This window comes from Billgrantia antri, from assembly GCF_017868935.1.
GTDB lineage: Bacteria > Pseudomonadota > Gammaproteobacteria > Pseudomonadales > Halomonadaceae > Halomonas > Halomonas antri.
In genome coordinates this window covers 518,364-539,276 of the sequence record NZ_CP053383.1, presented here as the reverse complement: position 1 = coordinate 539,276, position 20,913 = coordinate 518,364, and the positions used below count along the sequence as shown (strand labels likewise).

The 20,913-nt window shown below is 65.8% G+C and carries 20 protein-coding genes; 8 read left to right on the top strand and 12 right to left on the bottom strand.

Translation table 11 applies throughout. From position 1 onward, the window contains the following. The first annotated feature begins 22 nt into the window (after positions 1-22). The 4 genes from HNO53_RS02560 to tatC are packed head-to-tail and all read left to right on the top strand — an operon-like array spanning position 23 to position 1,898. The gene (locus HNO53_RS02560) at positions 23-358 is read left to right on the top strand and encodes a phosphoribosyl-ATP diphosphatase (protein WP_209475992.1); all 336 of its coding nucleotides are present in this window, start codon (positions 23-25) and stop codon (positions 356-358) included. Positions 359-405: 47 nt separating this feature from the next. After that, a complete protein-coding gene (tatA, locus tag HNO53_RS02555; RefSeq protein ID WP_209475989.1) occupies positions 406-675 on the top strand; it encodes a Sec-independent protein translocase subunit TatA in 270 nt (89 codons plus the stop codon). A gap of 6 nt (positions 676-681) precedes the next feature. Next, positions 682-1,116 (top strand): Sec-independent protein translocase protein TatB, encoded by a 435-nt coding sequence (tatB, locus tag HNO53_RS02550; protein WP_209475987.1) that lies wholly within the window; start codon positions 682-684, stop codon positions 1,114-1,116. Next, positions 1,113-1,898, top strand: a complete 786-nt coding sequence (gene tatC / locus HNO53_RS02545; RefSeq protein WP_209475986.1) for a twin-arginine translocase subunit TatC — start codon at positions 1,113-1,115, stop codon at positions 1,896-1,898. The genes tatB and tatC overlap by 4 nt, the downstream gene beginning before the upstream one ends. Positions 1,899-1,978: 80 nt before the next feature. Here the strand turns inward: tatC and elbB are convergent, their stop codons facing one another. Continuing rightward, the gene (elbB, locus tag HNO53_RS02540; protein WP_209475985.1) at positions 1,979-2,641 is read right to left on the bottom strand and encodes an isoprenoid biosynthesis glyoxalase ElbB; all 663 of its coding nucleotides are present in this window, start codon (positions 2,639-2,641) and stop codon (positions 1,979-1,981) included. Between the two features lie 232 nt (positions 2,642-2,873). Between elbB and hemB the strand changes: the two genes are divergently transcribed. Both hemB and ppk1 read left to right on the top strand, forming a co-directional pair. Continuing rightward, the gene (gene hemB / locus HNO53_RS02535) at positions 2,874-3,872 is read left to right on the top strand and encodes a porphobilinogen synthase (protein WP_420827864.1); all 999 of its coding nucleotides are present in this window, start codon (positions 2,874-2,876) and stop codon (positions 3,870-3,872) included. Between the two features lie 51 nt (positions 3,873-3,923). Beyond that, positions 3,924-6,155: a polyphosphate kinase 1 gene (ppk1, locus tag HNO53_RS02530; RefSeq protein ID WP_209475983.1), complete on the top strand. Its 2,232-nt coding sequence runs from the start codon at positions 3,924-3,926 to the stop codon at positions 6,153-6,155. A 36-nt stretch (positions 6,156-6,191) separates the two neighbouring features. Here the strand turns inward: ppk1 and HNO53_RS02525 are convergent, their stop codons facing one another. The 8 genes from HNO53_RS02525 to rho all read right to left on the bottom strand — a co-directional run bounded on the left by HNO53_RS02525 (position 6,192) and on the right by rho (position 12,837). Then, complete coding sequence (locus HNO53_RS02525; RefSeq protein ID WP_209475982.1) at positions 6,192-6,704, bottom strand: DUF3087 family protein; 513 nt, start codon at positions 6,702-6,704, stop codon at positions 6,192-6,194. A gap of 81 nt (positions 6,705-6,785) precedes the next feature. Next, entirely contained in the window at positions 6,786-7,868 is a 1,083-nt protein-coding gene (locus HNO53_RS02520; protein WP_209475980.1) for a 3-deoxy-7-phosphoheptulonate synthase, read from the bottom strand. A gap of 7 nt (positions 7,869-7,875) precedes the next feature. Beyond that, positions 7,876-8,040: a hypothetical protein gene (locus HNO53_RS02515; protein ID WP_209475978.1), complete on the bottom strand. Its 165-nt coding sequence runs from the start codon at positions 8,038-8,040 to the stop codon at positions 7,876-7,878. Between the two features lie 318 nt (positions 8,041-8,358). Continuing rightward, a complete protein-coding gene (locus HNO53_RS21560) occupies positions 8,359-8,484 on the bottom strand; it encodes a hypothetical protein (protein WP_275951357.1) in 126 nt (41 codons plus the stop codon). 36 nt (positions 8,485-8,520) lie between these two features. After that, positions 8,521-9,234, bottom strand: coding sequence for a dihydromonapterin reductase (gene folM, locus HNO53_RS02510; RefSeq protein WP_209475976.1), 714 nt, complete (start codon positions 9,232-9,234; stop codon positions 8,521-8,523). Next, positions 9,231-10,010 (bottom strand): NAD(P)H-flavin reductase, encoded by a 780-nt coding sequence (locus HNO53_RS02505; protein WP_209475974.1) that lies wholly within the window; start codon positions 10,008-10,010, stop codon positions 9,231-9,233. Before HNO53_RS02505 ends, folM begins: the two co-directional genes overlap by 4 nt. Continuing rightward, positions 10,007-11,506: a 4-hydroxy-3-polyprenylbenzoate decarboxylase gene (gene ubiD, locus HNO53_RS02500; RefSeq protein WP_209475972.1), complete on the bottom strand. Its 1,500-nt coding sequence runs from the start codon at positions 11,504-11,506 to the stop codon at positions 10,007-10,009. Before ubiD ends, HNO53_RS02505 begins: the two co-directional genes overlap by 4 nt. Before the next feature lie 71 nt (positions 11,507-11,577). Next, positions 11,578-12,837: a transcription termination factor Rho gene (gene rho, locus HNO53_RS02495; RefSeq protein WP_209475970.1), complete on the bottom strand. Its 1,260-nt coding sequence runs from the start codon at positions 12,835-12,837 to the stop codon at positions 11,578-11,580. A 114-nt stretch (positions 12,838-12,951) separates the two neighbouring features. Here rho and HNO53_RS02490 point away from each other — a divergent pair, with 114 nt between their 5' ends. Both HNO53_RS02490 and ppx read left to right on the top strand, forming a co-directional pair. Continuing rightward, entirely contained in the window at positions 12,952-13,113 is a 162-nt protein-coding gene (locus HNO53_RS02490; RefSeq protein ID WP_209475969.1) for a hypothetical protein, read from the top strand. Between the two features lie 183 nt (positions 13,114-13,296). Then, positions 13,297-14,844 carry an exopolyphosphatase gene (gene ppx, locus HNO53_RS02485; RefSeq protein ID WP_209475967.1) on the top strand — a complete coding sequence of 516 codons (1,548 nt, stop codon included), beginning with the start codon at positions 13,297-13,299 and terminating at the stop codon, positions 14,842-14,844. A 30-nt stretch (positions 14,845-14,874) separates the two neighbouring features. Here the strand turns inward: ppx and tilS are convergent, their stop codons facing one another. The 3 genes from tilS to dnaE all read right to left on the bottom strand — a co-directional run bounded on the left by tilS (position 14,875) and on the right by dnaE (position 20,910). Further along, entirely contained in the window at positions 14,875-16,140 is a 1,266-nt protein-coding gene (gene tilS / locus HNO53_RS02480; protein WP_242597517.1) for a tRNA lysidine(34) synthetase TilS, read from the bottom strand. A gap of 19 nt (positions 16,141-16,159) precedes the next feature. Next, entirely contained in the window at positions 16,160-17,113 is a 954-nt protein-coding gene (gene accA, locus HNO53_RS02475; RefSeq protein WP_209475964.1) for an acetyl-CoA carboxylase carboxyl transferase subunit alpha, read from the bottom strand. A 293-nt stretch (positions 17,114-17,406) separates the two neighbouring features. Then, positions 17,407-20,910 (bottom strand): DNA polymerase III subunit alpha, encoded by a 3,504-nt coding sequence (gene dnaE / locus HNO53_RS02470; protein WP_209475962.1) that lies wholly within the window; start codon positions 20,908-20,910, stop codon positions 17,407-17,409. Between the last annotated feature and the right edge of the window lie 3 nt (positions 20,911-20,913).

Sequence of the window (20,913 nt, the reverse complement as noted above, 5' to 3'; positions counted from 1 at the left end):
CCAACTCAACCGGAGTCGCCGCATGCATGATATTCTCGATGAACTCTTCGACGTACTCCGCCAGCGCCGCAGCGCCGACCCCGCCGAGTCCTACGTGGCCGCCTTGCATGACAAGGGGCTCAACAAGATACTCGAGAAAGTCGGCGAGGAAGCAACGGAAACCCTGCTGGCGGCCAAGGACGCCGAAACCGGCGGCGACGCCGAGCGCAAGGCAGTGGTCGCCGAAACCGCCGACCTGTGGTTTCATAGCCTGGTGATGCTGTCGCATCTCGGACTCGACCACCGGGACGTGCTAGACGAGTTGGCCCGCCGTTTCGGAATCTCCGGGCACGAAGAGAAGGCCGCAAGGTCAAAGTGAAATTGGCTTCCGGATCCGCCGGAAACCCGACTCAGAGGTAACGCTACATGTTAGGTGGCATCAGTATCTGGCAACTGCTGATCGTTCTCGGCATCATCATTCTGATCTTCGGCACCAAGAAGCTGCGCAACGTCGGCTCCGACCTGGGTGGCGCAGTCAAGGGCTTCAAGCAGGCCGTCAACGAGGAAGACAAGGAAGGCAAGGACAGCAAGACGCAGGCCAAGGTGACCCACGAGGAGCAGCCCAACACCTACGACGTTCGCGCCGAGGAGAAGAAGACGGCGAACGAGGTCGAGGACCGGGAAGAGCGCAAGTAAACTTCCATGTTCGATATCGGCTTTCTCGAACTCCTGATCATCGGGATCGTGGGGTTGCTGGTGCTCGGCCCGGAGCGCTTGCCCAAGGCGGCTCGCACCGTGGGGCTGTGGGTCGGCAAGATCAAGCGCACCGTGTCGAGCATGCAGCGGGAGATCAACTCGCAGCTCGAAGCGGAGGAGCTGCGTCAGAAGCTCAAGGAGCAGCAGACCAAGCTCGATGAGAGCCTGAACAAGGCCAAGCGCGACGTCGAGAGCATCGCCGAAACGCCATCGTCTTCGACAGTGTCACCTGATGCTCAATCCGTGCCGGGGCAGGATGAAGCGCAGGAGCCTCCCAAGCCGGCTGCGGCGCGCTTGGACGACGCTCTTGCCGACGCCCGCGATACCGCTGAACCCGACTCCCCCCAAGACCAAGACGACAAGGGTGCCGCTTCCCGATGAGCGACTCCGACAACAAGCAGGAACTTGGCCAGGCCCCGCTGATCGAGCATCTGGTCGAGCTACGCTCGCGCCTGCTGCGCGCTGTGGTGGCGGTTCTCGTCATCTTCCTGGGGCTCTACCCCTTCGCCAACGAGATCTATACCTTCGTGGCCCAGCCGCTCATGGCGCTGCTGCCGGAAGGCTCGCAGATGATTGCCACCGAAGTGGCCTCGCCTTTTCTGGCGCCTTTCAAACTGACGCTGGTGGCCGCGGTATTCGTCGCCATTCCCTATGTGCTACACCAGGCGTGGGCCTTCGTCGCGCCCGGCCTCTACGACAACGAGAAGTCTCTGGCCCTGCCGCTGCTGGCTTCCAGCGTGGGGTTGTTCTATACCGGCGCCGCCTTTGCCTACTACGTCGTCTTCCCGCTGCTGTTCCAGTTTTTCACTCAGACCGGGCCGGAAGACGTGGCGGTAATGACCGACATCAATCAATACCTGAACTTCGTCCTCAAGATGTTCTTCGCCTTCGGCGTGGCCTTCGAGATCCCCATCGCCACCTTCCTGCTGATTCTGTCCGGCGCCACCACGGTGGAGAGCCTGACGAAGAAGCGGCCCTACATCATCCTCGGCTGCTTCGTGATCGGTATGCTGCTGACACCGCCCGATGTGATCTCCCAGAGCCTGCTGGCCATCCCCATGTACCTGCTCTACGAGGTGGGCATCCTGTTCGGCCGCCTGGTGCGACGCAAGCGACAAGGCTCGGAGCCGACCACCCCGGTCGAAGAGCGCGACGACGTCTGACAGACCAGCCAAGCCTTGAACCGCAAGCGCCCCTCGTTTCGCCGGGAACGAGGGGCGCTGTGCTTTTTACGGTGCGGTGGTTACAGGTCCATCAGCTCGTCGATACGCTCGACCAGCTTGAAGATCCCTGTGGCGGCCTCGCCGATGCGGGTGGCGAGCATGTAGGCCGGCGTGGTCACCACGCGGTTCTCGAAGTCCACTACGATGTCCTCGACGCCGCAGCTGCGATGCAGGCCGCCCATCGAACTGATCGCTCCTGAAACACCGGGGTCGTGGCCGATGGTCACGGCAATCCCCGGGCCCAGCAGCTTGGGCACCAGCGCCGGCGCAATGCACATCAGCCCGATCGGCTTGCGCGCCTCGTGGAAGGGGGCCACGGCCTCGACCAGTGCCGGGAGAGGCTCCATGTCGCTGCCCGCTTCGGCGAAGTTGGACAGGTTCTTGGCTGCGCCGAAGCCGCCGGGCAGGATCACGGCGTCGAACTCGTCGGCCTCTAGTTCCTCCAGCGGTGCGATGTTGCCCCGCGCCAGGCGCGCCGATTCCAGCAGCACATTGCGCGACTCGCCCTCGATCGCCTCGCCGTTGCGGTGGTCGATCACATGGTACTGCATGATATCCGGCGCAAAGCAGCGATAGCCGATGCCCAGTTGATCCAGACGCAGCAAGGTCAGGGTGGTCTCGTAGATCTCCGAGCCATCCTGAACCCCGCACCCCGACAGGATGACCGCCACTTGTTTGCTCATGCCTTTCTCCTTGTAGTCAGGCGCCTCGAATGATGGGCCATGCCTCGAATCCCGAAGCCAACACTTTAGAGAGTCGTGCCGGGTGCGACAAGGCGCGGCTTTTCGCTTCGATCGGCACTGATATACTCGACACAATGCTTGTCATCGAATCGTCATTCTTTCCAGGCACACTGCCGCCAGTTGATCTCAAGGCGGATGTGGCCCCCAGTTGGAGTAGAGCCTCTTGAGTTTCATGACCACACGCCAGTTTCCCGCCACTCGCATGCGCCGCATGCGCCGCGACGATTTCTCGCGGCGACTGATGCGGGAGTCGATCCTGACCGCCGCCGACCTGATCTGGCCGGTGTTCGTCCTCGACGGCGAGAAGCGTCGCGAGGCCGTGCCCTCGATGCCCGGCGTGGAGCGCTTGTCGCTGGACCTGCTGATCGAGGAGGCGCGCGAAGCCCACGCGCTGGGCATACCCGCCCTGGCGCTGTTCCCCGTGGTGGAGCCGTCGCTGAAGAGCGAGCTGGCCGAGGAGGCCTACAATGCCAGCGGTCTGGTCCAGCGTAGCGTGCGCGCCTTGAAGGCCGCAGTGCCGGAGCTGGGCATCATGACCGACGTGGCGCTCGACCCGTACACCATTCACGGTCAGGACGGCATCATCGACGACAGCGGCTACGTGCTCAACGACCGTACCGTGGAGACATTGCTCAAGCAGGCGCTGTCCCACGCCGAGGCCGGGGCCGACATCGTCGCCCCGTCGGACATGATGGACGGTCGCATCGGGGAGATTCGCCAGGTGCTCGAACAGGAGCATCTGCCCAACGTACGCATCATGGCCTACAGTGCCAAGTATGCCTCGCGCTACTACGGCCCGTTCCGCGATGCGGTGGGCTCGGCGGCCAATCTGGGCAAGGCCGACAAGCGCACCTACCAGATGGACCCGGCCAACAGCGACGAGGCACTCCACGAAGCAGCCCTGGACCTGACCGAAGGCGCCGACATGGTGATGGTCAAGCCCGGCATGCCCTACCTGGACGTGGTGCGTCGGATCAAGGACGAGCTCAGGGTGCCCACCTACGCCTACCAGGTAAGCGGTGAGTACGCCATGCACATGGCCGCCTTCGACAACGGCTGGCTGGACCCCGACGAAGTCATTCTCGAGTCGCTGATGTGCTTCAAGCGTGCCGGAGCCGACGGCATCCTGACCTATTTCGCCAAACGAGCGGCGACACTGCTCGCATCCTGACGGCGGGACCCGGTCTCTGGGCACTCTGCCGCTTAGCCACGAGAGAGCGTTATGGTAGACGTGCCCGGCCCTGGTGGCCCCTTTGACCCCACCGACCTCGTAGCGTCCGGCGGCGTGTCCGCCGGCATCACCGACGAGACGGCCAGCGAGACGGTCGCTCCACGCCTCAACCAGAGCCATGCCGGCATCAAGCCCAAGCCGCAGCCCGATGCCGTGGCCGACCTGAGCGATCCGGTGCTGTACTTCAACCGCGAACTCTCGCACCTGCAATTCAACGTGCGCGTGCTCGAGCAGGCCCTGGACGAAGCACATCCGCTGCTCAACCGGCTGATGTTCCTGTTGATCTTCTCGTCCAACCTGGACGAGTTCTTCGAGATCCGGGTCGCCGGGCTGAAGCACCAGGTCGCCTTGGGCGACGAAACCACCGGCGCCGACGGTATCCTGCCGCGTCAGCTGCTGGCCGAGATCTCCCAGATCGTGCACGAGCAGGTCGACCGCCAGTACCAGATTCTCAACGAGATCCTGATCCCGGCCCTCGAGACACACAGGCTGCGCTTCCGCCGTCGCGACGAGTGGACCGAGGCGCAGCAGACCTGGATCCGCACGTTCTTCGAGAACGAGATCGTCCCGGTGATCAGCCCCATCGGGCTGGACCCATCGCACCCCTTCCCGCGGCTGGTCAACAAGAGCCTCAACTTCATCGTCGAGCTGGAGGGCAAGGATGCCTTCGGCCGCAAGGGCGGACTGGCGATCTTGCCGGCACCGCGCTCGCTGCCGCGAGTCATCGCGCTCCCCGGCGAGCTGTGCGAAGCGGATTTCCAGGAATTCGTCTTCCTGTCGTCGATGATTCACGCCCATGCCGCCGAGGTCTTTCCCGGCATGACGGTACGCGGCTGCTACCAGTTCCGCCTGACCCGTAACGCCGACCTCTCGATGGACCCCGAGGAGGTCTCCGACCTGGCCTCGGCGCTGCGCGGCGAGCTGCTGGCCCGGCGCTACGGCAGCGGCGTGAGACTGGAAGTCGCCGACAACTGCCCCGAGGAGCTCGCCGCCTTCCTGCTCAAGCAGTTCGAGCTCGAAGCGGCCGACCTCTATCGCGTCAACGGCCCGGTCAACCTGACCCGCATGATCTCGGCGCTCGGCGACCTGGACCGGCCCGACCTGCGCTACCGCCCCTTCACCCCGGGTCTGCCCAAGGCGATGCGCAAGAAGGCAAGCCTGATCGAAGCCATCGCCAGCGGCGACATCCTGCTGCATCACCCTTTCCAGGCCTTCTCGCCGGTGGAGGATCTGCTGCGCGAGGCGGCCCGCGACCCCAGCGTACTGGCCATCAAGCAGACCCTCTACCGTACCGGGGCCGACTCGGCCATCGTCAATGCCCTGGTGGAAGCGGCGAGCAACGGCAAGGAGGTCACCGTGGTGATCGAGCTGCGCGCACGCTTCGACGAGGCCGACAACCTGGCGCTCGCCTCGCGGCTGCAGGAGGCCGGGGCCATCGTCATCTATGGGGTGATGGCCTTCAAGACCCACGCCAAGATGATGCATATCGTGCGCCGCGAGCGGGGCAAGCTACGCCACTATGCGCACCTGGGCACCGGCAACTACCACGCCCGCACCGCCCGGCTGTATACCGACTACAGTCTGCTCACCGCCAATCCGACGCTGTGTGCCGACGTGCACAAGGTGTTCCAGCAGCTCTCGGGCATGGGCCGGGCGCAGCATATCGACAAGCTGCTGCACGCCCCCTTCACCCTGCACGAACGTCTGGTGGCGATGATCGAACGCGAGGCCGAGCATGCCCGGCGCGGCCGGCGCGCTCAGCTGATCATCAAGTGCAACTCGCTGACCGAGCCGAAGCTGATCCAGGCGCTCTACCGGGCGTCCCAGGCCGGCGTCGAGTGCGAGCTGATCATTCGCGGCATGTGCTGCCTGCGCCCCGGCGTGCCGGGCGTCTCGGAGAACATCCGGGTGCGCTCGATCATCGGCCGCTTCCTCGAGCACACCCGAGTGTTTCATTTCCACAACGACGGCAAGGAGGAGACCTGGTGCTCGAGCGCCGATTTCATGGCACGCAACATGTTCCACCGGGTCGAGACCGCTTTCCCGCTCCTCGACCGCAAGCAGGCCGAGCGGGTACGCAAGGATCTCGAGACCTATCTGGTGGATAACTGCCAGAGCTGGCTGCTCCAGCCGGACGGCCGCTACCTGAAGCAGCAGCCGGGAGACAGCGCCCCCATCAGCGCTCAGGAAACGCTGCTGTACGCCTACGCCGCCAAGGTATGAGCGCCACGGAGCAGGTCCGAGGTTCGGGCGGCTTCCTCAGCGCTTGCGGAAGGCGGCCAGATCGTTGGGATCGACCCCCTCGACCCGTTCGGGCAACCCGCGCTCCTCGCGCAGGCGCCGGATCCTGGCACGCTCGCCGAGCAGCTCGGCATCGTCATCCAGGGTGCGGCCATTGAGTTCGGCCAACTGGGCCATGCCCTGATGGTAAAAGGTCATCAGATGCAGCGCGACGTCGTTGCCGCGATCCATTTCCTGTCGCAGGGTGCCCAGGTAGCCGCTGACACGTGAGAGGTGATGCTTGAGCTGCCATACGTAGCGCATCTCGCGCATCCAGGGGCGCTCACGCAGCACGGCGAAGGTCAGGCTGGTCGCCAGCAGGCCGAGAAAGACCCCCAGCGCGTTGAGCCACAGGCTGGAACCGAAGGCTGCCACCAGCAGTTGGGAGAACACCAGGCCGAAGACGATCAGCTGGCCGGCCATGGCCACGCTGATGATGCGCGCCTTGCGGCGATAGGTCTCGGGATCATGGTGCTCGAAGGTGAACGGCATGAGGGGAACTCCGATAGCAACGATGCCGGGATTATCCCGGCATCGTCACGCCGAGTACAGGTCTCACTCGCCCACTCCGGTTCAGCGCAGCCTGTCAGCGGTCTCCTGCAACAGCGCCTCGGTCTCCCGCCAGCCCAGGCAAGGGTCGGTCACCGAGACGCCGTGGCGCAACGCGCCGGGGGTGAGTTCCTGGCGCCCCTCCTCCAGATGGCTCTCCAGCATCAGCCCCATCAGGGCCGTTTCGCCACCCAGGCGCTGTGTCACTACATCGCGCAGCACTTCAGCCTGGCGGCGATGATCCTTGCGCGCATTGGCGTGGCTGCAGTCGACCATCAGGCGTGCAGGCAGCCCAGCACGCTCCAGCATTCGGCGAGCCTCACCCACCGCATCGCTGTCGTAGTTGGGTCCATGGCGCCCGCCTCGCAGCACCACGTGCGCATGGCGGTTACCCGTGGTCTCGTGCAGCGCCGGACGGCCCTGATCGTCGAGGCCGAAATGCTGATGGGGGTGAGCCGCCGCGCGAATGGCATCCACCGCCACGCCAACCTCACCGCTGGTGGCATTCTTGAAGCCCACCGCCGCCTCGAGGCCACTGGCGAGTTCGCGATGCAGCTGCGATTCGGTGGTACGCGCCCCGATGGCGACCCAGGCCAACAGGTCGTCGAGGTAGGCGGCCAGCATAGGCTGCAGCACCTCGGTGGCTACCGGCAGTCCCAGCGCCGCAATCTCGTTCATCAGGTGACGCGACACATGCAGACCGCGAGCCATGTCGCCGCTGCCGTCCAGATCAGGATCGTAGGCAAGTCCCTTCCAGCCTACGGTGGTACGCGGCTTTTCCACGTAGACCCGCATCACCGGCAGCAGACGATCGCTTACCTTCGGCACCAGCTCGGCCAGACGGTGAGCGTACTCCAGTGCCGCCAGGGGATCATGGATTGAGCAGGGCCCCACGACCACCAGCAGGCGGTCGTCACGGCCACAGACGATGTCCTGAATGGCGCGCCGCTGGCCGTGCAGGCGTTCGGCCACGAGGGGTGTCACAGGAAGCCGGCGACGCAGTTCGCCGGGCGTTGGCAGTGTCATTTCGACCCGGCTGGCATGGGTAACGGCGAGATCGGCATGGCCATGAGCCAGGCCTTGGGCAAGCGATGCGGGGGCATTCATGGTGTCTTCAACTCCGTGGGATCGGCAAACATCGTGTCGTCATGCCACCGGTCATTTCACGGTCGGAGGTGGCGCACTGGACCGACCGCGCGGCGCTAAATCGCCAGCCGTAATCCCAGCCATAATAGGCATGACGGGCATAGGCGGCGTAAGTGGCGCGGCGTACGATCATGGTGCGTCTCCTGTGTCGAAAACGTTGGGGCCTGCCTACGCAAAACCCCCGGTCGGGGTTGCCGACCGGGGGTTTCAAGGGAGGCAACCCGGTTAGGGTGTGCCTTCGCGGCGCTGTCCTCGTTCAGGACCCGGCCGCGGGCACACCGGTGCTAAACCAATACCAGTACTGACCACCGAAGCCGACGCCAAGCGCAGCCACCGCACGCGGGGTGCGGTAGGTAACGGCAAGGTTCGTTCTCTGCTTCGGTGTCATGGTCGTCTCCCGATGTTCTGCGGTCATCGTGCCCCATCGGGGCAGGCTTGGCAAGCGTGGCCGTCAGCCCGCGAACACTTGATACCAGCCGATGGTGGCCGGTAGTGCAGCCATGCTGACCAGTACCACCAGGCCCAGCACGATCGACAGCAGACCGCTGTCGTCCTTGAAGTCATGGTCATTCGCCATGTGGGTTCCTCTTGCATTGTCAGGGGGAGGAACATTCTAGCGAAGGTGGCGCCCGCCATCGACCGGCAGGGTGATCCCGGTTACGTAACGGTTGTCGAGCAGGTAGCGCAGGCTCTGGTAGATCACTCCCGGCCCCGGCACCATCTCCATGACCGACTTGGCCCTGGCCTTCTCGGCATAGGCATCGTCGTCGCTCTCGCCCAGCATGATCAAGGCGGGCGCGATGGCGTTGACCTGGATCCGGGGCGCGTACATGGCCGCGAACGAGAGCGTCAGATTGGCCAGCCCCGCCTTGGTGGCAGCATAGGCCGCGTGCTGCTTCGAGCCCTTCTGCACCACGTAGTCGGTCATGTGCACGATGTCGCGCTGGGGCTCGGCGCACGCTTCGAGCAGCTCGCGGCAATGCAGGTTGATCAGGTAGGGCGCCTGCATGTGCACGCGGAACAGTCGCTCGAAAGCGACCCCGGCCTCGTCGCCCTGGCTGTCCGGCGCCCAGTCGCCGGCGTTGTGCACGATGGCGCGCAGCGACTTCGTTTCACCCTTGAGACGGGCAATGAAGTCGAGGATTCCCGCCTCGCTGGAGAAATCCGCCGGCAGGGTCACGATGCCCCGACGGCGCAGGGCCTCGAGCTCGGGGCGCTCGCGGCGATAGCTGACGATCACCGGATGGCCATCTTCGGCCAGGCGCTCGGCGCAGTGACGGCCCAGGCGCTGGGCGCCACCGGTGATCAGTATCGGCGAGGCACTCACCGTGCGCTCCCCCGGCGCAGCACTCCCGCGGTGGGCACCAACGGCTGGCGCGGCGCATAGGCGAAGACGTCGGAGAAAACCCGGCTCGGCTCCAACCCCAGCGAAGCCAGCACGTCGACACAGGCATAGACCATGCCCGGCGAGCCGGAGAGATAGACGTCATGGCCGCTGACGTCCTCGAGCCCGGCAGCCAACGCCTGGTCGATGCGGCCCCGATGGCCCTGGATGCGCTCACCGGTGACCGGCGGCTCCGGCGCCGTCTCGGTGACCACGTGGAAACGCACGCTCTCGTGCTGCTCCGCCCATTGCCGCGGCAGGCTCTCGAGATAGAGGTCACGCCGTTCACGGGCCGCCCACCACAGCTCGATGGGTCGCTCGGGCGCCTCGTGCAACGAGGCCTCGACGATCGCCTTCATCTGGGCGAAACCGGTACCGGCGGCGATCAGCAGCAGCGGGCGCTGGCTGGTGGAATCCAGCACGCAATCGCCGCCCGGCAGTCGCGCCGTCAGGTGATGCGCCACCACGATCAGCTCACGCAGCCGGGCGGAGTTCTCCCGCTCCGGCCAGTGCTGGATGTGCAGCTCCAGGGTGCCGTCGCCGCGATGCGCGCTGGCGATGGAAAACGGTACCCAGGTCTCGTCATCGAGCCTGAGCTCGAGATACTGGCCCGGCTCGTGGGCCATGGCCTCGGCGCGTCCTTCCAGGCGTACGCGGAACACGTCTGGGGTCAGGTCCTCCACTGCCGTCACCTGGCAGCTCAGGGTCCTCGGGGTCATGCAGGCCTCTTGTCGTCAGGGGATGGGGGAAGGTGAATACCCAGCTCGTTCCAGCGTTCGCTGACGCGGGCCTTGACGGCCTCGTCCATGACGATGGGAGTGCCCCATTCTCGCTCGGTTTCGCCGGGCCACTTGGAAGTGGCGTCCAGCCCCATCTTCGACCCCAGCCCCGCCACCGGCGAGGCGAAGTCGAGGTAATCGATGGGCGTGTTCTCGACCATCACGGTGTCCCGTGCCGGATCCATGCGCGTGGTGATGGCCCAGATCACGTCCTTCCAGTCGCGGGCGTCGACGTCGTCGTCAAGCACCACCACGAACTTGGTGTACATGAACTGGCGCAGGAAGCTCCATACGCCCATCATCACGCGCTTGGCGTGACCGGGATACTGCTTCTTCATGGTCACCACTGCCATGCGGTAGGAGCAGCCCTCAGGCGGCAGGTAGAAGTCGACGATCTCGGGGAACTGCTTGCGCAGAATCGGCACGAACACTTCGTTGAGTGCGACGCCGAGGATCGCCGGCTCGTCAGGCGGTCGCCCGGTATAGGTCGAGTGATAGATGGCGTCGCGGCGCATGGTCATGCGGGTCACGGTAAACACCGGGAACTCGTCGACCTCGTTATAGTAGCCGGTATGGTCGCCGTAGGGGCCTTCCGGGGCCATGTCGTCGGGGTAGATGAAGCCTTCGAGAATGATCTCGGCGGAGGCCGGCACCTCGAGGTCGGCGTGGCCGCACTTGACCAGTTCGGTACGCGAGCCGCGCAACAGCCCGGCGAAGGCATACTCGGAGAGGGAGTCCGGTACCGGGGTCACCGCGCCGAGAATGGTGGCCGGGTCGGCGCCCAGCGCCACCGCTACCGGAAAGGGTTCTCCCGGGTGCGCCTGCTGGAACTCCTGAAAGTCCAGCGCGCCGCCGCGGTGCGACAGCCAGCGCATGATCAGCCGGTTCCTGGAGAGCTTCTGCTGGCGATAGATGCCCAGGTTCTGGCGCTTCTTGTGCGGCCCGCGGGTCACCACCAGCGGCCAGGTCACCAGCGGCGCGGCATCGCCCGGCCAGCAGTGCTGGATCGGCAGGCGGTCGAGGTCGACGTCGTCGCCCTCAAGTATCACCTGCTGCACCGGGGCGCTGCGCACCGTCTTCGGCCCCATGCTCATCACCTGCTTGAAGATCGGCAGCTTGTCCCAGGCGTCGCGAAAGCCCTTGGGGGGATCCGGCTCCTTGAGAAAGGCGAGCAGCTTGCCCACCTCGCGCAGCGCCTCGACGCTGTCCTGGCCCATGCCCATGGCGACCCGCTTGGGCGTGCCGAACAGGTTGCCGAGCAGCGGCATGTCGTGGCCCTTGACGTTCTCGAACAGCAGCGCCGGGCCACCGGCGCGCAGGGTGCGGTCGCAGATCTCGGTGATCTCGAGGTAGGGGTCCACCTCGGCAGAAACCCGTATCAGCTCGCCCTGGGCTTCCAGGGCCGCGATGAAGTCGCGCAGGTCGTTGTACTTCATTCGATTTCCCGTTTCCGGAACGACGAAAGGGGCAGCTTAGCATGCCGCCCCTTTCCGCACCGCCGTTCAACTTAGCGGCGTTTCATTGCTTCGAAGAACTCGAGGTTCGTCTTCGTGTCCTTGAGCCTGTCGATGAGGAATTCAGTGGCCGCGGTATCCTCCATCGGGTTGAGCAGCTTGCGCAGGATCCACATGCGCTGCATCTCGTCCTCGGAGGCGATCAAGTCCTCGCGGCGGGTGCCGGAGCGGCGAATGTTGATCGCCGGGTAGACGCGGCGCTCGGCGAGCTTGCGGTCCAGGTGGGCTTCCATGTTGCCGGTACCCTTGAACTCCTCGAAGATCACCTCGTCCATCTTCGAGCCGGTGTCGACCAGCGCGGTGGCGATGATGGTCAGGCTGCCGCCCTCCTCGATGTTACGCGCGGCACCGAAGAAGCGCTTGGGCTTCTCCAGGGCGTGGGCGTCGACACCGCCGGTGAGCACCTTGCCGGAGCTAGGGACCACGGTGTTGTAGGCGCGCGCCAGACGTGTGATGGAGTCGAGCAGAATGACCACGTCCTTCTTGTGCTCGACCAGGCGCTTGGCCTTCTCGATCACCATCTCGGCGACCTGCACGTGGCGTGCCGGCGGCTCGTCGAAGGTCGAGGCGACCACTTCGCCGCGCACGGTACGCGACATCTCGGTCACTTCTTCCGGGCGCTCGTCGATCAGCAGCACGATCAGGTGGCACTCGGGATTGTTGCGTGTGATCGAGGTGGCGATGTTCTGCAGCATCAGCGTCTTGCCGGCCTTGGGCGGCGAGACGATCAGGCCGCGCTGGCCCTTGCCGATGGGGGCGGTGAGATCGATGATGCGAGCGGTGAGATCCTCGGTGGAGCCGTTGCCGATCTCCATGCGCAGCCGCTCCTGGGGGAACAGCGGCGTGAGGTTCTCGAACAGGATCTTGTGCTTGGCGTTTTCCGGCTTGTCGAAGTTGATCTCGCTGACCTTGAGCAGCGCAAAATAGCGCTCCCCTTCCTTCGGCGGGCGAATCTTGCCGGAGATCGAATCCCCCTTGCGCAGGTTGAAGCGACGGATCTGCGACGGCGAGACGTAGATGTCGTCGGGGCCGGCCAGGTAGGAGCTGTCGGCACTGCGCAGGAAGCCGAAGCCGTCCTGGAGGATTTCCAGGACACCGTCGCCATAGATGTCCTCGCCGCTCTTGGCGTGCTTCTTGAGGATGGCGAAGATAATGTCCTGCTTGCGCGAGCGGGCCAGGTTGTCGATGCCCATCTCACGGGCGATCTCCAGAAGGTCCGGCACGGATTTTTGCTTGAGTTCGGTAAGATTCATCGGTGCGTTCGGAAGTTGCTCATGTCAGCGTGGCGGCACGGCGGCCGTGGGAGTGGTGCGGAGAAAGAACGGTACGCCGCTTGGGTGCGTTCAGAGCCCGGGAAGCTGTCGCTCATGCGCGATTCCCGTCGCGCTACGACCATTCTGCGCAAGGGCCGCCGGCACGGTATCGTGTTCGAGGGAGCAGCACTTCTCGTCGCCTCGACTCTTCGCCTGGTGCGTCTCAAGTGCCACCATGGCTACCGGCACATGACAGGGCGACAAAAAGGGGGCTGACTGACGACTTGATGTTGACCGCGACGCGGACGTCGTGTCTCGGTCGGAAAGCATTCGGAACAGGCGAACGACCCGATGTTAGTCAACGCCGACGAGGAACGCAACCCTGTCGATCAACCTTGTGAGATTGACACGATCCAGCCGTCGCAGCACCCTTTAGCCATTCGCCATCAGGATGCCTCGATGACTTCACCCACGGAACGGCCCCAGCCCACCGACGCTACCGCCACTCTGACGCAGCCGCCGAGTCCCACGCGCCTGGCCGCCATCGACCTGGGCTCCAACAGCTTTCACCTGCTGGTCGCGCATTACCAGGATGACCGCCTGCAGGTCGTCGCGCGGCGCGGCGAGAAGGTGCAGCTGGCCGCCGGACTCGACGCCGATGGTCAGCTCGAGGAGGCCGCCATGCAGCGGGCGCTGGACTGTCTGGCCCGCTTTGCTCCGTTCGTCGCCGACATCCCCCAGGGCCAGCTGCGCGTGGTGGGCACCAACGCCCTGCGCGACGCGCACAACAGCCAGACGCTGATCGACCGCGCCGAAGCCCTGCTGGGACATCGCATCGAGATCATCGGCGGTCGCGAGGAGGCGCGCCTGATCTACCTTGGTGCCGCCCATTCCCTGGCCGAGAACGGCCGCCGGCTGATCATCGACATCGGTGGCGGCTCAACCGAGTTCATCATTGGCGAGCGCTTCGAGCCACTGGCGCTGGAGAGCCTGCAACTGGGCTGCGTGACCTATACCCGCCGCTTCTTCGAAGATGGCGAGATCAGCGAGAAGCGCATGCGCCGCGCCGAGCTCTCGGCGCGCTCGGAACTGGCCAATATCCGTCGTCCCTATTGCCAGTTGGGCTGGAACGATCCGGTGGGTTCGAGCGGCACGATCAAGGCGGCCGCCTCGGTCATTGCCGCCGCCGGCGGCGCCCCCGATGGCCTGGTGACACGCAAGGGACTCGAGCGGATACGCCGTGACCTGATCGCCTGCGGCCACCTCGACCGGGTGGACCTGGAGGGCCTCAAGGCGGATCGCGCCCGGGTCTTTCCCGCCGGGGTGGCGATACTCGTCGCCATCTTCGAGGCGTTCGGCCTCGATCAGCTGCGTTATGCCGATGGCGCCCTGCGGGAAGGCGTGCTCTACGACATGGTGGGCCGCAACAGCCCCGAGGATTCGCGTCTCAAGACGCTGGCCTCATTGCAGCAGCGCCATGGCGTGGACATGCGCCAGGCCGAGAACGTGGCGCTCTCCGCCGCCCGGCTGTTCGCCCAGGTGCGAGCGGCCTGGGGGCTCGGTGACGATCATGCACGCTTTCTCGACTGGGCCGCGCGCCTGCACGAGATCGGCCTGGCCATCTCCCACAGCCAGTTCCATCGCCACGGTGCTTATCTGCTGGAACATTCGGACCTGGCCGGCTTCTCGCGTCCCGAGCAGCGGCTGCTGGCGTTCCTGGTGCGCGCCCACCGGCGGAAGTTCCCGCTGCGCGAATGGCGCGCGCTGCCCGTGTCGCAGCAGCTCCCTCTGGCCCGCCTGGCCCGGCTGCTGCGTCTGGCGGTGCTGCTCAACCACTCGCGGGGGGAACAGCCCACCGAGACGCCGCGTCTCGCGGTCAACGATGGTGAGGCGTTGCAGCTGGCGCTGGTTGCGGGGGAGAGCGACGAAGCGCTGCTGCTGCGCACCGACCTGGAGCAGGAAGCCTCCTACCAGGAGACCGCGGGCTTCGCCCTGCACATCACTTGAACCGCTCATCGCAGCCGGCCCCAGCGGGGCTCAAACCGCCGGCTGCGCTAGCCAGCCGGCGGCCACCGCGACCCAGCGCCCCTCCGGCAGCAGCAGTGCCGCCACCGGCGTCTCCTCGTACCAGACCACGGCCACGCGCTCACGCGCCCAGGGCGACACCCCGGCCTCCTGCAGCAGCCGCTTGAGGTCGCGTCGGCCTCGCCCGGCCAGACGCAGGCGCTCGCCACCCCGACGCGGGAGCAGCACCAGCCGTACCGGGTGCCCATCGGCAGGCGCCAATGCCACCGCGGCCTCTCCCCAAGGCGTTGGTAACGGCTCCACCCCGCGCCATTCGGCCCGCCATTCGGCCGACAACGCAGCAAGCCGGCGCTGCAGATAGAGCTGGCCACGCCATAACCGCGCCTCGGCATCGGCCCAGTCGACGCACGCCTGGGCGTCCTCGCGCGCCTCGAACTGAATCAGCAGGGTATCGAGACGCGCCGAAGGCGGCGGCGCCAGCCCCAGCCGGCGGCAGGCAAGGCGCACCAGCGAACGGCAGCGGGCGGGCTCGAGCGACGCGAGCCCCGCCACCGGTAGGCACCCAGGCTCTCCCCCCAGCGCAGCGAGATCGCCCTCGGCCAGCGCCTCGATCATCTCTTCCGCATCGGCGGCGTGGCGTGAACTGCGTGCCAGAGCATCGACCGCATGGGGCCAGCGCGACTGCAACAGCGGCAGCACGCTGCGGCGCAGGAAGTTGCGATCGAGGCTCTCATCGGCATTGGTGGGGTCGTCGATCCACGGCAAGCCGAGCCGCTCGGCCTCGGCTTCGAGCTCGACCCGGGTGTGGGCAAGCAGTGGGCGCTCGAGGCGTCGGCCCTGCCACTCACGCCGCCCGGGCATGGCCGCCAGGCCACGCACGCCGCTGCCGCGCAAGGCGGCGAGCAGGAAGGTCTCGGCCTGGTCGTCGCGATGCTGCGCCAGCCACAGCGTTTCGCCCGGTGTCACACGACGGGCGAAGGCGGCGTAGCGCGCCTGACGCGCCGCGCCCTCGAGCCCCAGTCCGGCGTCCCGCTCGACTGCCACGCGCTCGACGTAGAGCGGCACGCCGAGGTGAGAGCAGAGCCGCCGACAGTGGAGCTCGAAGCCATCGGCGGCATCCTGTAGGCCATGATGAACGTGCAGCGCGTACAGCGGCCGGGGATGGCGCCGGCAGGCCGCCGCGGCAAGGGTCAGCAGCAGGCTCGAATCCAGCCCGCCGGAAAGCGCCACCCAGACGACACGCCCCGGCGGGGTCTCCGCCAGGGCGTCGTCGATCACGATCTGTAGAGGCGCTCTCTTATGCCGGTGCGCCATAGCTCATCAACCGCTCATACCGGCGCTCGAGCAGAGCGTCGGTATCCATCGCCTCGAGCCGTTCGAGGCTCGCCAACAGCGCCTCCTTGACCCGCTCGGCGGTGGTCTGCGGGTGGCGGTGGGCGCCGCCCAGCGGCTCCTCGATCAGGGTATCGACGAAGCCGAGCTCCTGCAGTCGCTCGGCGGTGATGCCCATGGCCTGGGCGGCATCGGCGGCCTTCTCGGCGCTCTTCCACAGGATCGAGGCACAGCCCTCGGGCGAGATCACCGAATAAGTGGAGTACTGCAGCATGGTCAGCTCGTCGCACACGCCGATGGCCAGTGCCCCGCCGGAGCCGCCCTCGCCCACCACGGTGGAGATAATCGGTGTCTTGAGCCGCGACATCACCGCCAGGTTGTAGGCGATGGCCTCGCTCTGGCCGCGCTCCTCGGCGTCGATGCCGGGGTAGGCGCCCGGCGTGTCGATGAAGGTGAGCACCGGCATCTTGAAGCGCTCGGCCATCTCCATCAGGCGGCACGCCTTGCGGTAGCCCTCAGGGCGCGGCATGCCGAAGTTGCGCCGCACCTTCTCCTTGACGTCACGCCCCTTCTGGTGGCCGATGACCATCACCGGGCGGTCGTCGAGGCGGGCGACGCCGCCGACGATGGCCGGGTCGTCGGCGAAACGACGATCGCCGTGCAGCTCATCGAAGTCGGTGAAGACATGCTCGAGGTAGTCGAGCGTATAGGGGCGCTGGGGATGGCGCGAAATCTGCGACACCTGCCAGGGCGTGAGGTCCTTGAAAATCGACTCGGTGAGCTTGCGACTCTTCTCCTCGAGGCGACTGATCTCGTCGCTGAGGTTGAGCTGGCTGTCGTTGCCGACCAGGCGCAGTTCTTCGATCTTGGCCTGAAGTTCGGCGATGGGCTGTTCGAAATCGAGATAGTTGGGATTCATAGTGGCTGGGCCGCCTTGTCTTTGCTGTCGCCGGGGCATGATGGATGCTATTCGTCCCGGAAGCCATAAAATCGAGTGTCGGGCATTATCGCACCCTCAACGCACGGCGCAAGGCAACGTATGCGGACTTCTCCAGCACCGAGGGGTGCCGGGGACGGGCCGGAGAGGAGGTCTTTTGCCATGGATGGCAAAAGTAGCGCCCAGGGATGGGTTCACAGCGCCTCCTCGAAGAACTGTCGCCGGTCAGCCCCGGCGGCCTCCTCCAGTGCCGATCGCTGCCAAGGGTAGTGGGCCTAGCGGTATTTGAGGCGCACGCCGTCCTGCCCCTCTACTTCACGCAGCGCGATCAGCAGCTCGTCGCTGGGTGCCACGCGCCACTGCGCATCGAGCTCCATCCAGCCGGCCGCCGCGTCGTTGCGGTAGCGCAGGCGTACCGGCAGGCCGCCGTCGTCGCGGTGCGGCGTCAGGCTGTCGCGCAGGGTGTCGATCAAGCGGCCATTGACCCGGGTACCGTCCAGCGAGAGCTCCACCGCCTCACCGTAGCGCGCACGGGCGGCCACCATCGGCGTGACATCCTTGCCGCGCAGGCGCAGGCCGCCGGAGAAGTCGTCGCTGGAGACCTCGCCCTCGACGATCAGTACCTGATCGGCCTCGATCTGGCCGCGCAGGGAATCGAACAGCTCACCGAAAAGCGACGCCTCGATGCGTCCGGTGCGGTCGTCCAGGGTAATGAATGCCATGGTGTCGCCACGCTTGGACTTCATGGTGCGCATGGCCACCACCAGGCCGGCCACGCGCTGCGACTCGCGAGAGGGCTTGAGATCGCTGATGCGGGTGGAGACGAAACGGGCGAGCTCTTTCTCGTACTCGTCGATGGGATGCCCGGTGAGGTAGAGCCCCAAGGTCTCCTTCTCACCGGCGAGGCGCTCCTTGTCGGTCCATTCGCGGGCGCCGCGGTAGGCCTCGTAGGGATCGCTCTCGGCTTCATCGTCGGCGAAGGCTTCGCCGAACATGTCCATCATGCCCAGGTTCTGGTTGGTCTGGGTCTGGGCGGCGGCGCGGATGGCGTCGTCGAGTGCCGCGGAAAGCACCGCGCGGTTCGGGCCCAGGTTGTCCAGGGCGCCGGAACGGATCAATGCCTCCAGCGTGCGCTTGTTCATGCGCTTGGGGTCGACCCGGCGGCAGAAGTCGAACAGGTCGGCGAACGCCCCGTCCGTCTCGCGCGCCTCGACGATGGCACCGATGGGCCCCTCGCCCACGCCGCGAATGGCGCCCAGGCCATAAACCACGCGCCCCTCGCTGTCGACGCTGAACTTGTAGGCGCCGATATTGACGTCCGGCGGCGTCACGGTGAGCCCGATGCGCCGCGACTCTTCGATCAGCGGCACCACCTTGTCGAGGTTGTCCATCTCGGTGGACATTACCGCGGCCATGAACGGGCCGGGGTAGTGCGTCTTGAGCCAGGCGGTCTGGTAGGAGACCAGGCCGTAGGCCGCCGAATGCGACTTGTTGAAGCCGTAGCCGGCGAACTTCTCTACCAGGTCGAAGATGTTGCCCGCCAGTTCCTTGTCGATGCCGTTGGCCGCACAGCCTTCCATGAAGCCGGCACGCTGCTTGGCCATCTCCTCGGGTTTCTTCTTGCCCATCGCCCGGCGCAGCATGTCGGCCTGGCCCAGGGTGTAGCCGGCCAGAACCTGAGCGATCTGCATCACCTGCTCTTGATAGAGGATGATGCCGTAGGTGGGCTCGAGTACCGGTTTGAGCCACTCGTGCTGATAGTCCGGGTGCGGGTAGGAGATCTCGGCACGGCCGTGCTTGCGGTTGATGAAGTCGTCGACCATGCCCGACTGCAGCGGCCCCGGGCGGAACAGCGCGACCAGTGCGATCATGTCCTCCAGCGAGTCGGGCAGCAGGCGCTTGATCAGCTCCTTCATGCCGCGCGATTCGAGCTGGAACACCGCAGTGGTCTCGGCGCGCTTGAGCATCTCGAAGGTGGGTCCGTCGTCGAGCGGGATGCTATCGATGTTGAGCGGCCCCTCTCCCTTGACCGCACGCACCTTGTCGACCATTTCCAGCGCCCAGTCGATGATGGTCAGGGTGCGCAAGCCGAGGAAGTCGAACTTGACCAGCCCGGCCTCCTCGATGTCGTTCTTGTCGAACTGCACGACCAGGCCGTTGCCCTCCTCGTCGCACAGCAGCGGCGAGAAATCGGTCAGCTTGGTGGGCGCGATCACCACGCCGCCGGCGTGCTTGCCGGTACCACGAGTGATGCCCTCGAGCTTTACCGCCATTTCCCAGATCTCGGCGGCTTCCTCGTCGTTCTCGATGAACTCCTTCAGCGCCGGCTCCGCTTCGATGGCCTTGGCCAGCGTCATGCCCACCTCGAAAGGGATCAGCTTGGAGAGCTTGTCGCCGAGCGAATAGGGCTTGCCCTGGGCACGGGCCACGTCGCGCACCACCGCCTTGGCCGCCATGGTGCCGAAGGTGACGATCTGCGATACCGCGTTGCGGCCGTAGCGGTCGGCCACATACTCGATCACCCGGTCGCGCTTCTCCATGCAGAAGTCGACGTCGAAGTCGGGCATCGAGACCCGTTCGGGATTGAGGAAGCGCTCGAACAGCAGGTCGTACTCCAGCGGGTCGAGATCGGTGATCTTCTGCGCGTAGGCCACCAGCGAGCCGGCCCCGGAGCCACGCCCCGGCCCTACCGGCACGTCGTTCTCCTTGGCCCACTTGATGAAGTCCATCACGATCAGGAAATAGCCGGGGAAGCCCATCTGGATGATGATGTCGAGCTCGAAATCCAGCCGCTCGCGGTAGCGCTTGTCGATCTCGACGAACTCGGCACCGTCACGCGGATACTTCTCGGCCGGGTAGAGGAAGTCGAGGCGCTCGGTGAGGCCGTCGTGGGAGACCTTGCGGAAGAACTCGTCCTGGGTCATGCCCTCGGGAATCTCGAACTCGGGCAGGAAGATCTCGCCCAGGCGCACGTCGACGTTGCAGCGCGCGGCGATCATCACGCTGTTCTCGAGCGCTTCGGGAATGTCGGCGAACAGCTCGGCCATTTCCGCCGGGCTCTTGAGGTACTGCTCCTCGGTATACTTGCGCTCTCGGCGCGGGTCGTCGAGCGCCTTGCCCTCGCCGATTGAGACCCGCGTCTCGTGAGCCCAGAAGTCGTCGCGCTCGAGGAAACGCACGTCGTTGGTGGCCACCACCGGCGTATCGGTCGCCATGGCAAGCTCCACCGAGAGGTGCACGCACTCCTCCTCCAGCGGCCGTCCGGTGCGGATCAGCTCCAGATAGAAGCGATCGGGGAAGGCGGACTTCCACTCTTCGAGCAGTGCACGCGCCTCGTCGCGATGGTCCGACAGCAGGTGCCTCCCAATCTCGCCTTCGCGGCCGCCGGAGAGCGCGATCAGCCCCTCGCTCTGGGCGAACACCCAGCGCTTTTCCAGCACCGCGCGCCCTTGGCGCTGCCCCTCCATCCAGCCACGCGAGATCAGCTCGGTGAGGTTGCGGTAGCCGGTGCCGTTCATCGCCAGCAGCGTCAGCCGATAGGGGTGCGTCTCGTCGTGGGGATTGGCCAGCCACAGGTCAGCCCCGATGACCGGCTTGAGGCCGCTGCCCTGAGCGCCGCGATAGTACTTGACCAGGCCAAACAGGTTGGATTCGTCGGTCACGGCCAGCGCCGGCATGCCCTGCTCGGCGGTGGCCTTGAGCAGGGGCTTGAGCCGCACCAGGCCGTCGACCAGTGAGTATTCGGTGTGCACGCGGAGATGAACGAAAGGCGTGGTCATAAG

What these genes read in the sequence shown, in the direction of transcription:
- accA (WP_209475964.1), bottom strand. Translation starts at nt 17,113, where the DNA reads ATGAATCCCAACTATCTCGATTTCGAACAGCCCATCGCCGAACTTCAG.
- rho (WP_209475970.1), bottom strand. Translation starts at nt 12,837, where the DNA reads ATGAATCTTACCGAACTCAAGCAAAAATCCGTGCCGGACCTTCTGGAG.
- elbB (WP_209475985.1), bottom strand. Translation starts at nt 2,641, where the DNA reads ATGAGCAAACAAGTGGCGGTCATCCTGTCGGGGTGCGGGGTTCAGGAT.
- ppx (WP_209475967.1), top strand. Translation starts at nt 13,297, where the DNA reads ATGACTTCACCCACGGAACGGCCCCAGCCCACCGACGCTACCGCCACT.
- HNO53_RS02525 (WP_209475982.1), bottom strand. Translation starts at nt 6,704, where the DNA reads ATGCCGTTCACCTTCGAGCACCATGATCCCGAGACCTATCGCCGCAAG.
- tatC (WP_209475986.1), top strand. Translation starts at nt 1,113, where the DNA reads ATGAGCGACTCCGACAACAAGCAGGAACTTGGCCAGGCCCCGCTGATC.
- HNO53_RS02520 (WP_209475980.1), bottom strand. Translation starts at nt 7,868, where the DNA reads ATGAATGCCCCCGCATCGCTTGCCCAAGGCCTGGCTCATGGCCATGCC.
- HNO53_RS02505 (WP_209475974.1), bottom strand. Translation starts at nt 10,010, where the DNA reads ATGACCCCGAGGACCCTGAGCTGCCAGGTGACGGCAGTGGAGGACCTG.
- HNO53_RS02490 (WP_209475969.1), top strand. Translation starts at nt 12,952, where the DNA reads ATGCGCGATTCCCGTCGCGCTACGACCATTCTGCGCAAGGGCCGCCGG.
- hemB (WP_420827864.1), top strand. Translation starts at nt 2,874, where the DNA reads ATGACCACACGCCAGTTTCCCGCCACTCGCATGCGCCGCATGCGCCGC.
- HNO53_RS02560 (WP_209475992.1), top strand. Translation starts at nt 23, where the DNA reads ATGCATGATATTCTCGATGAACTCTTCGACGTACTCCGCCAGCGCCGC.
- dnaE (WP_209475962.1), bottom strand. Translation starts at nt 20,910, where the DNA reads ATGACCACGCCTTTCGTTCATCTCCGCGTGCACACCGAATACTCACTG.
- ppk1 (WP_209475983.1), top strand. Translation starts at nt 3,924, where the DNA reads ATGGTAGACGTGCCCGGCCCTGGTGGCCCCTTTGACCCCACCGACCTC.
- tatA (WP_209475989.1), top strand. Translation starts at nt 406, where the DNA reads ATGTTAGGTGGCATCAGTATCTGGCAACTGCTGATCGTTCTCGGCATC.
- ubiD (WP_209475972.1), bottom strand. Translation starts at nt 11,506, where the DNA reads ATGAAGTACAACGACCTGCGCGACTTCATCGCGGCCCTGGAAGCCCAG.
- tatB (WP_209475987.1), top strand. Translation starts at nt 682, where the DNA reads ATGTTCGATATCGGCTTTCTCGAACTCCTGATCATCGGGATCGTGGGG.
- HNO53_RS21560 (WP_275951357.1), bottom strand. Translation starts at nt 8,484, where the DNA reads ATGGCGAATGACCATGACTTCAAGGACGACAGCGGTCTGCTGTCGATC.
- HNO53_RS02515 (WP_209475978.1), bottom strand. Translation starts at nt 8,040, where the DNA reads ATGATCGTACGCCGCGCCACTTACGCCGCCTATGCCCGTCATGCCTAT.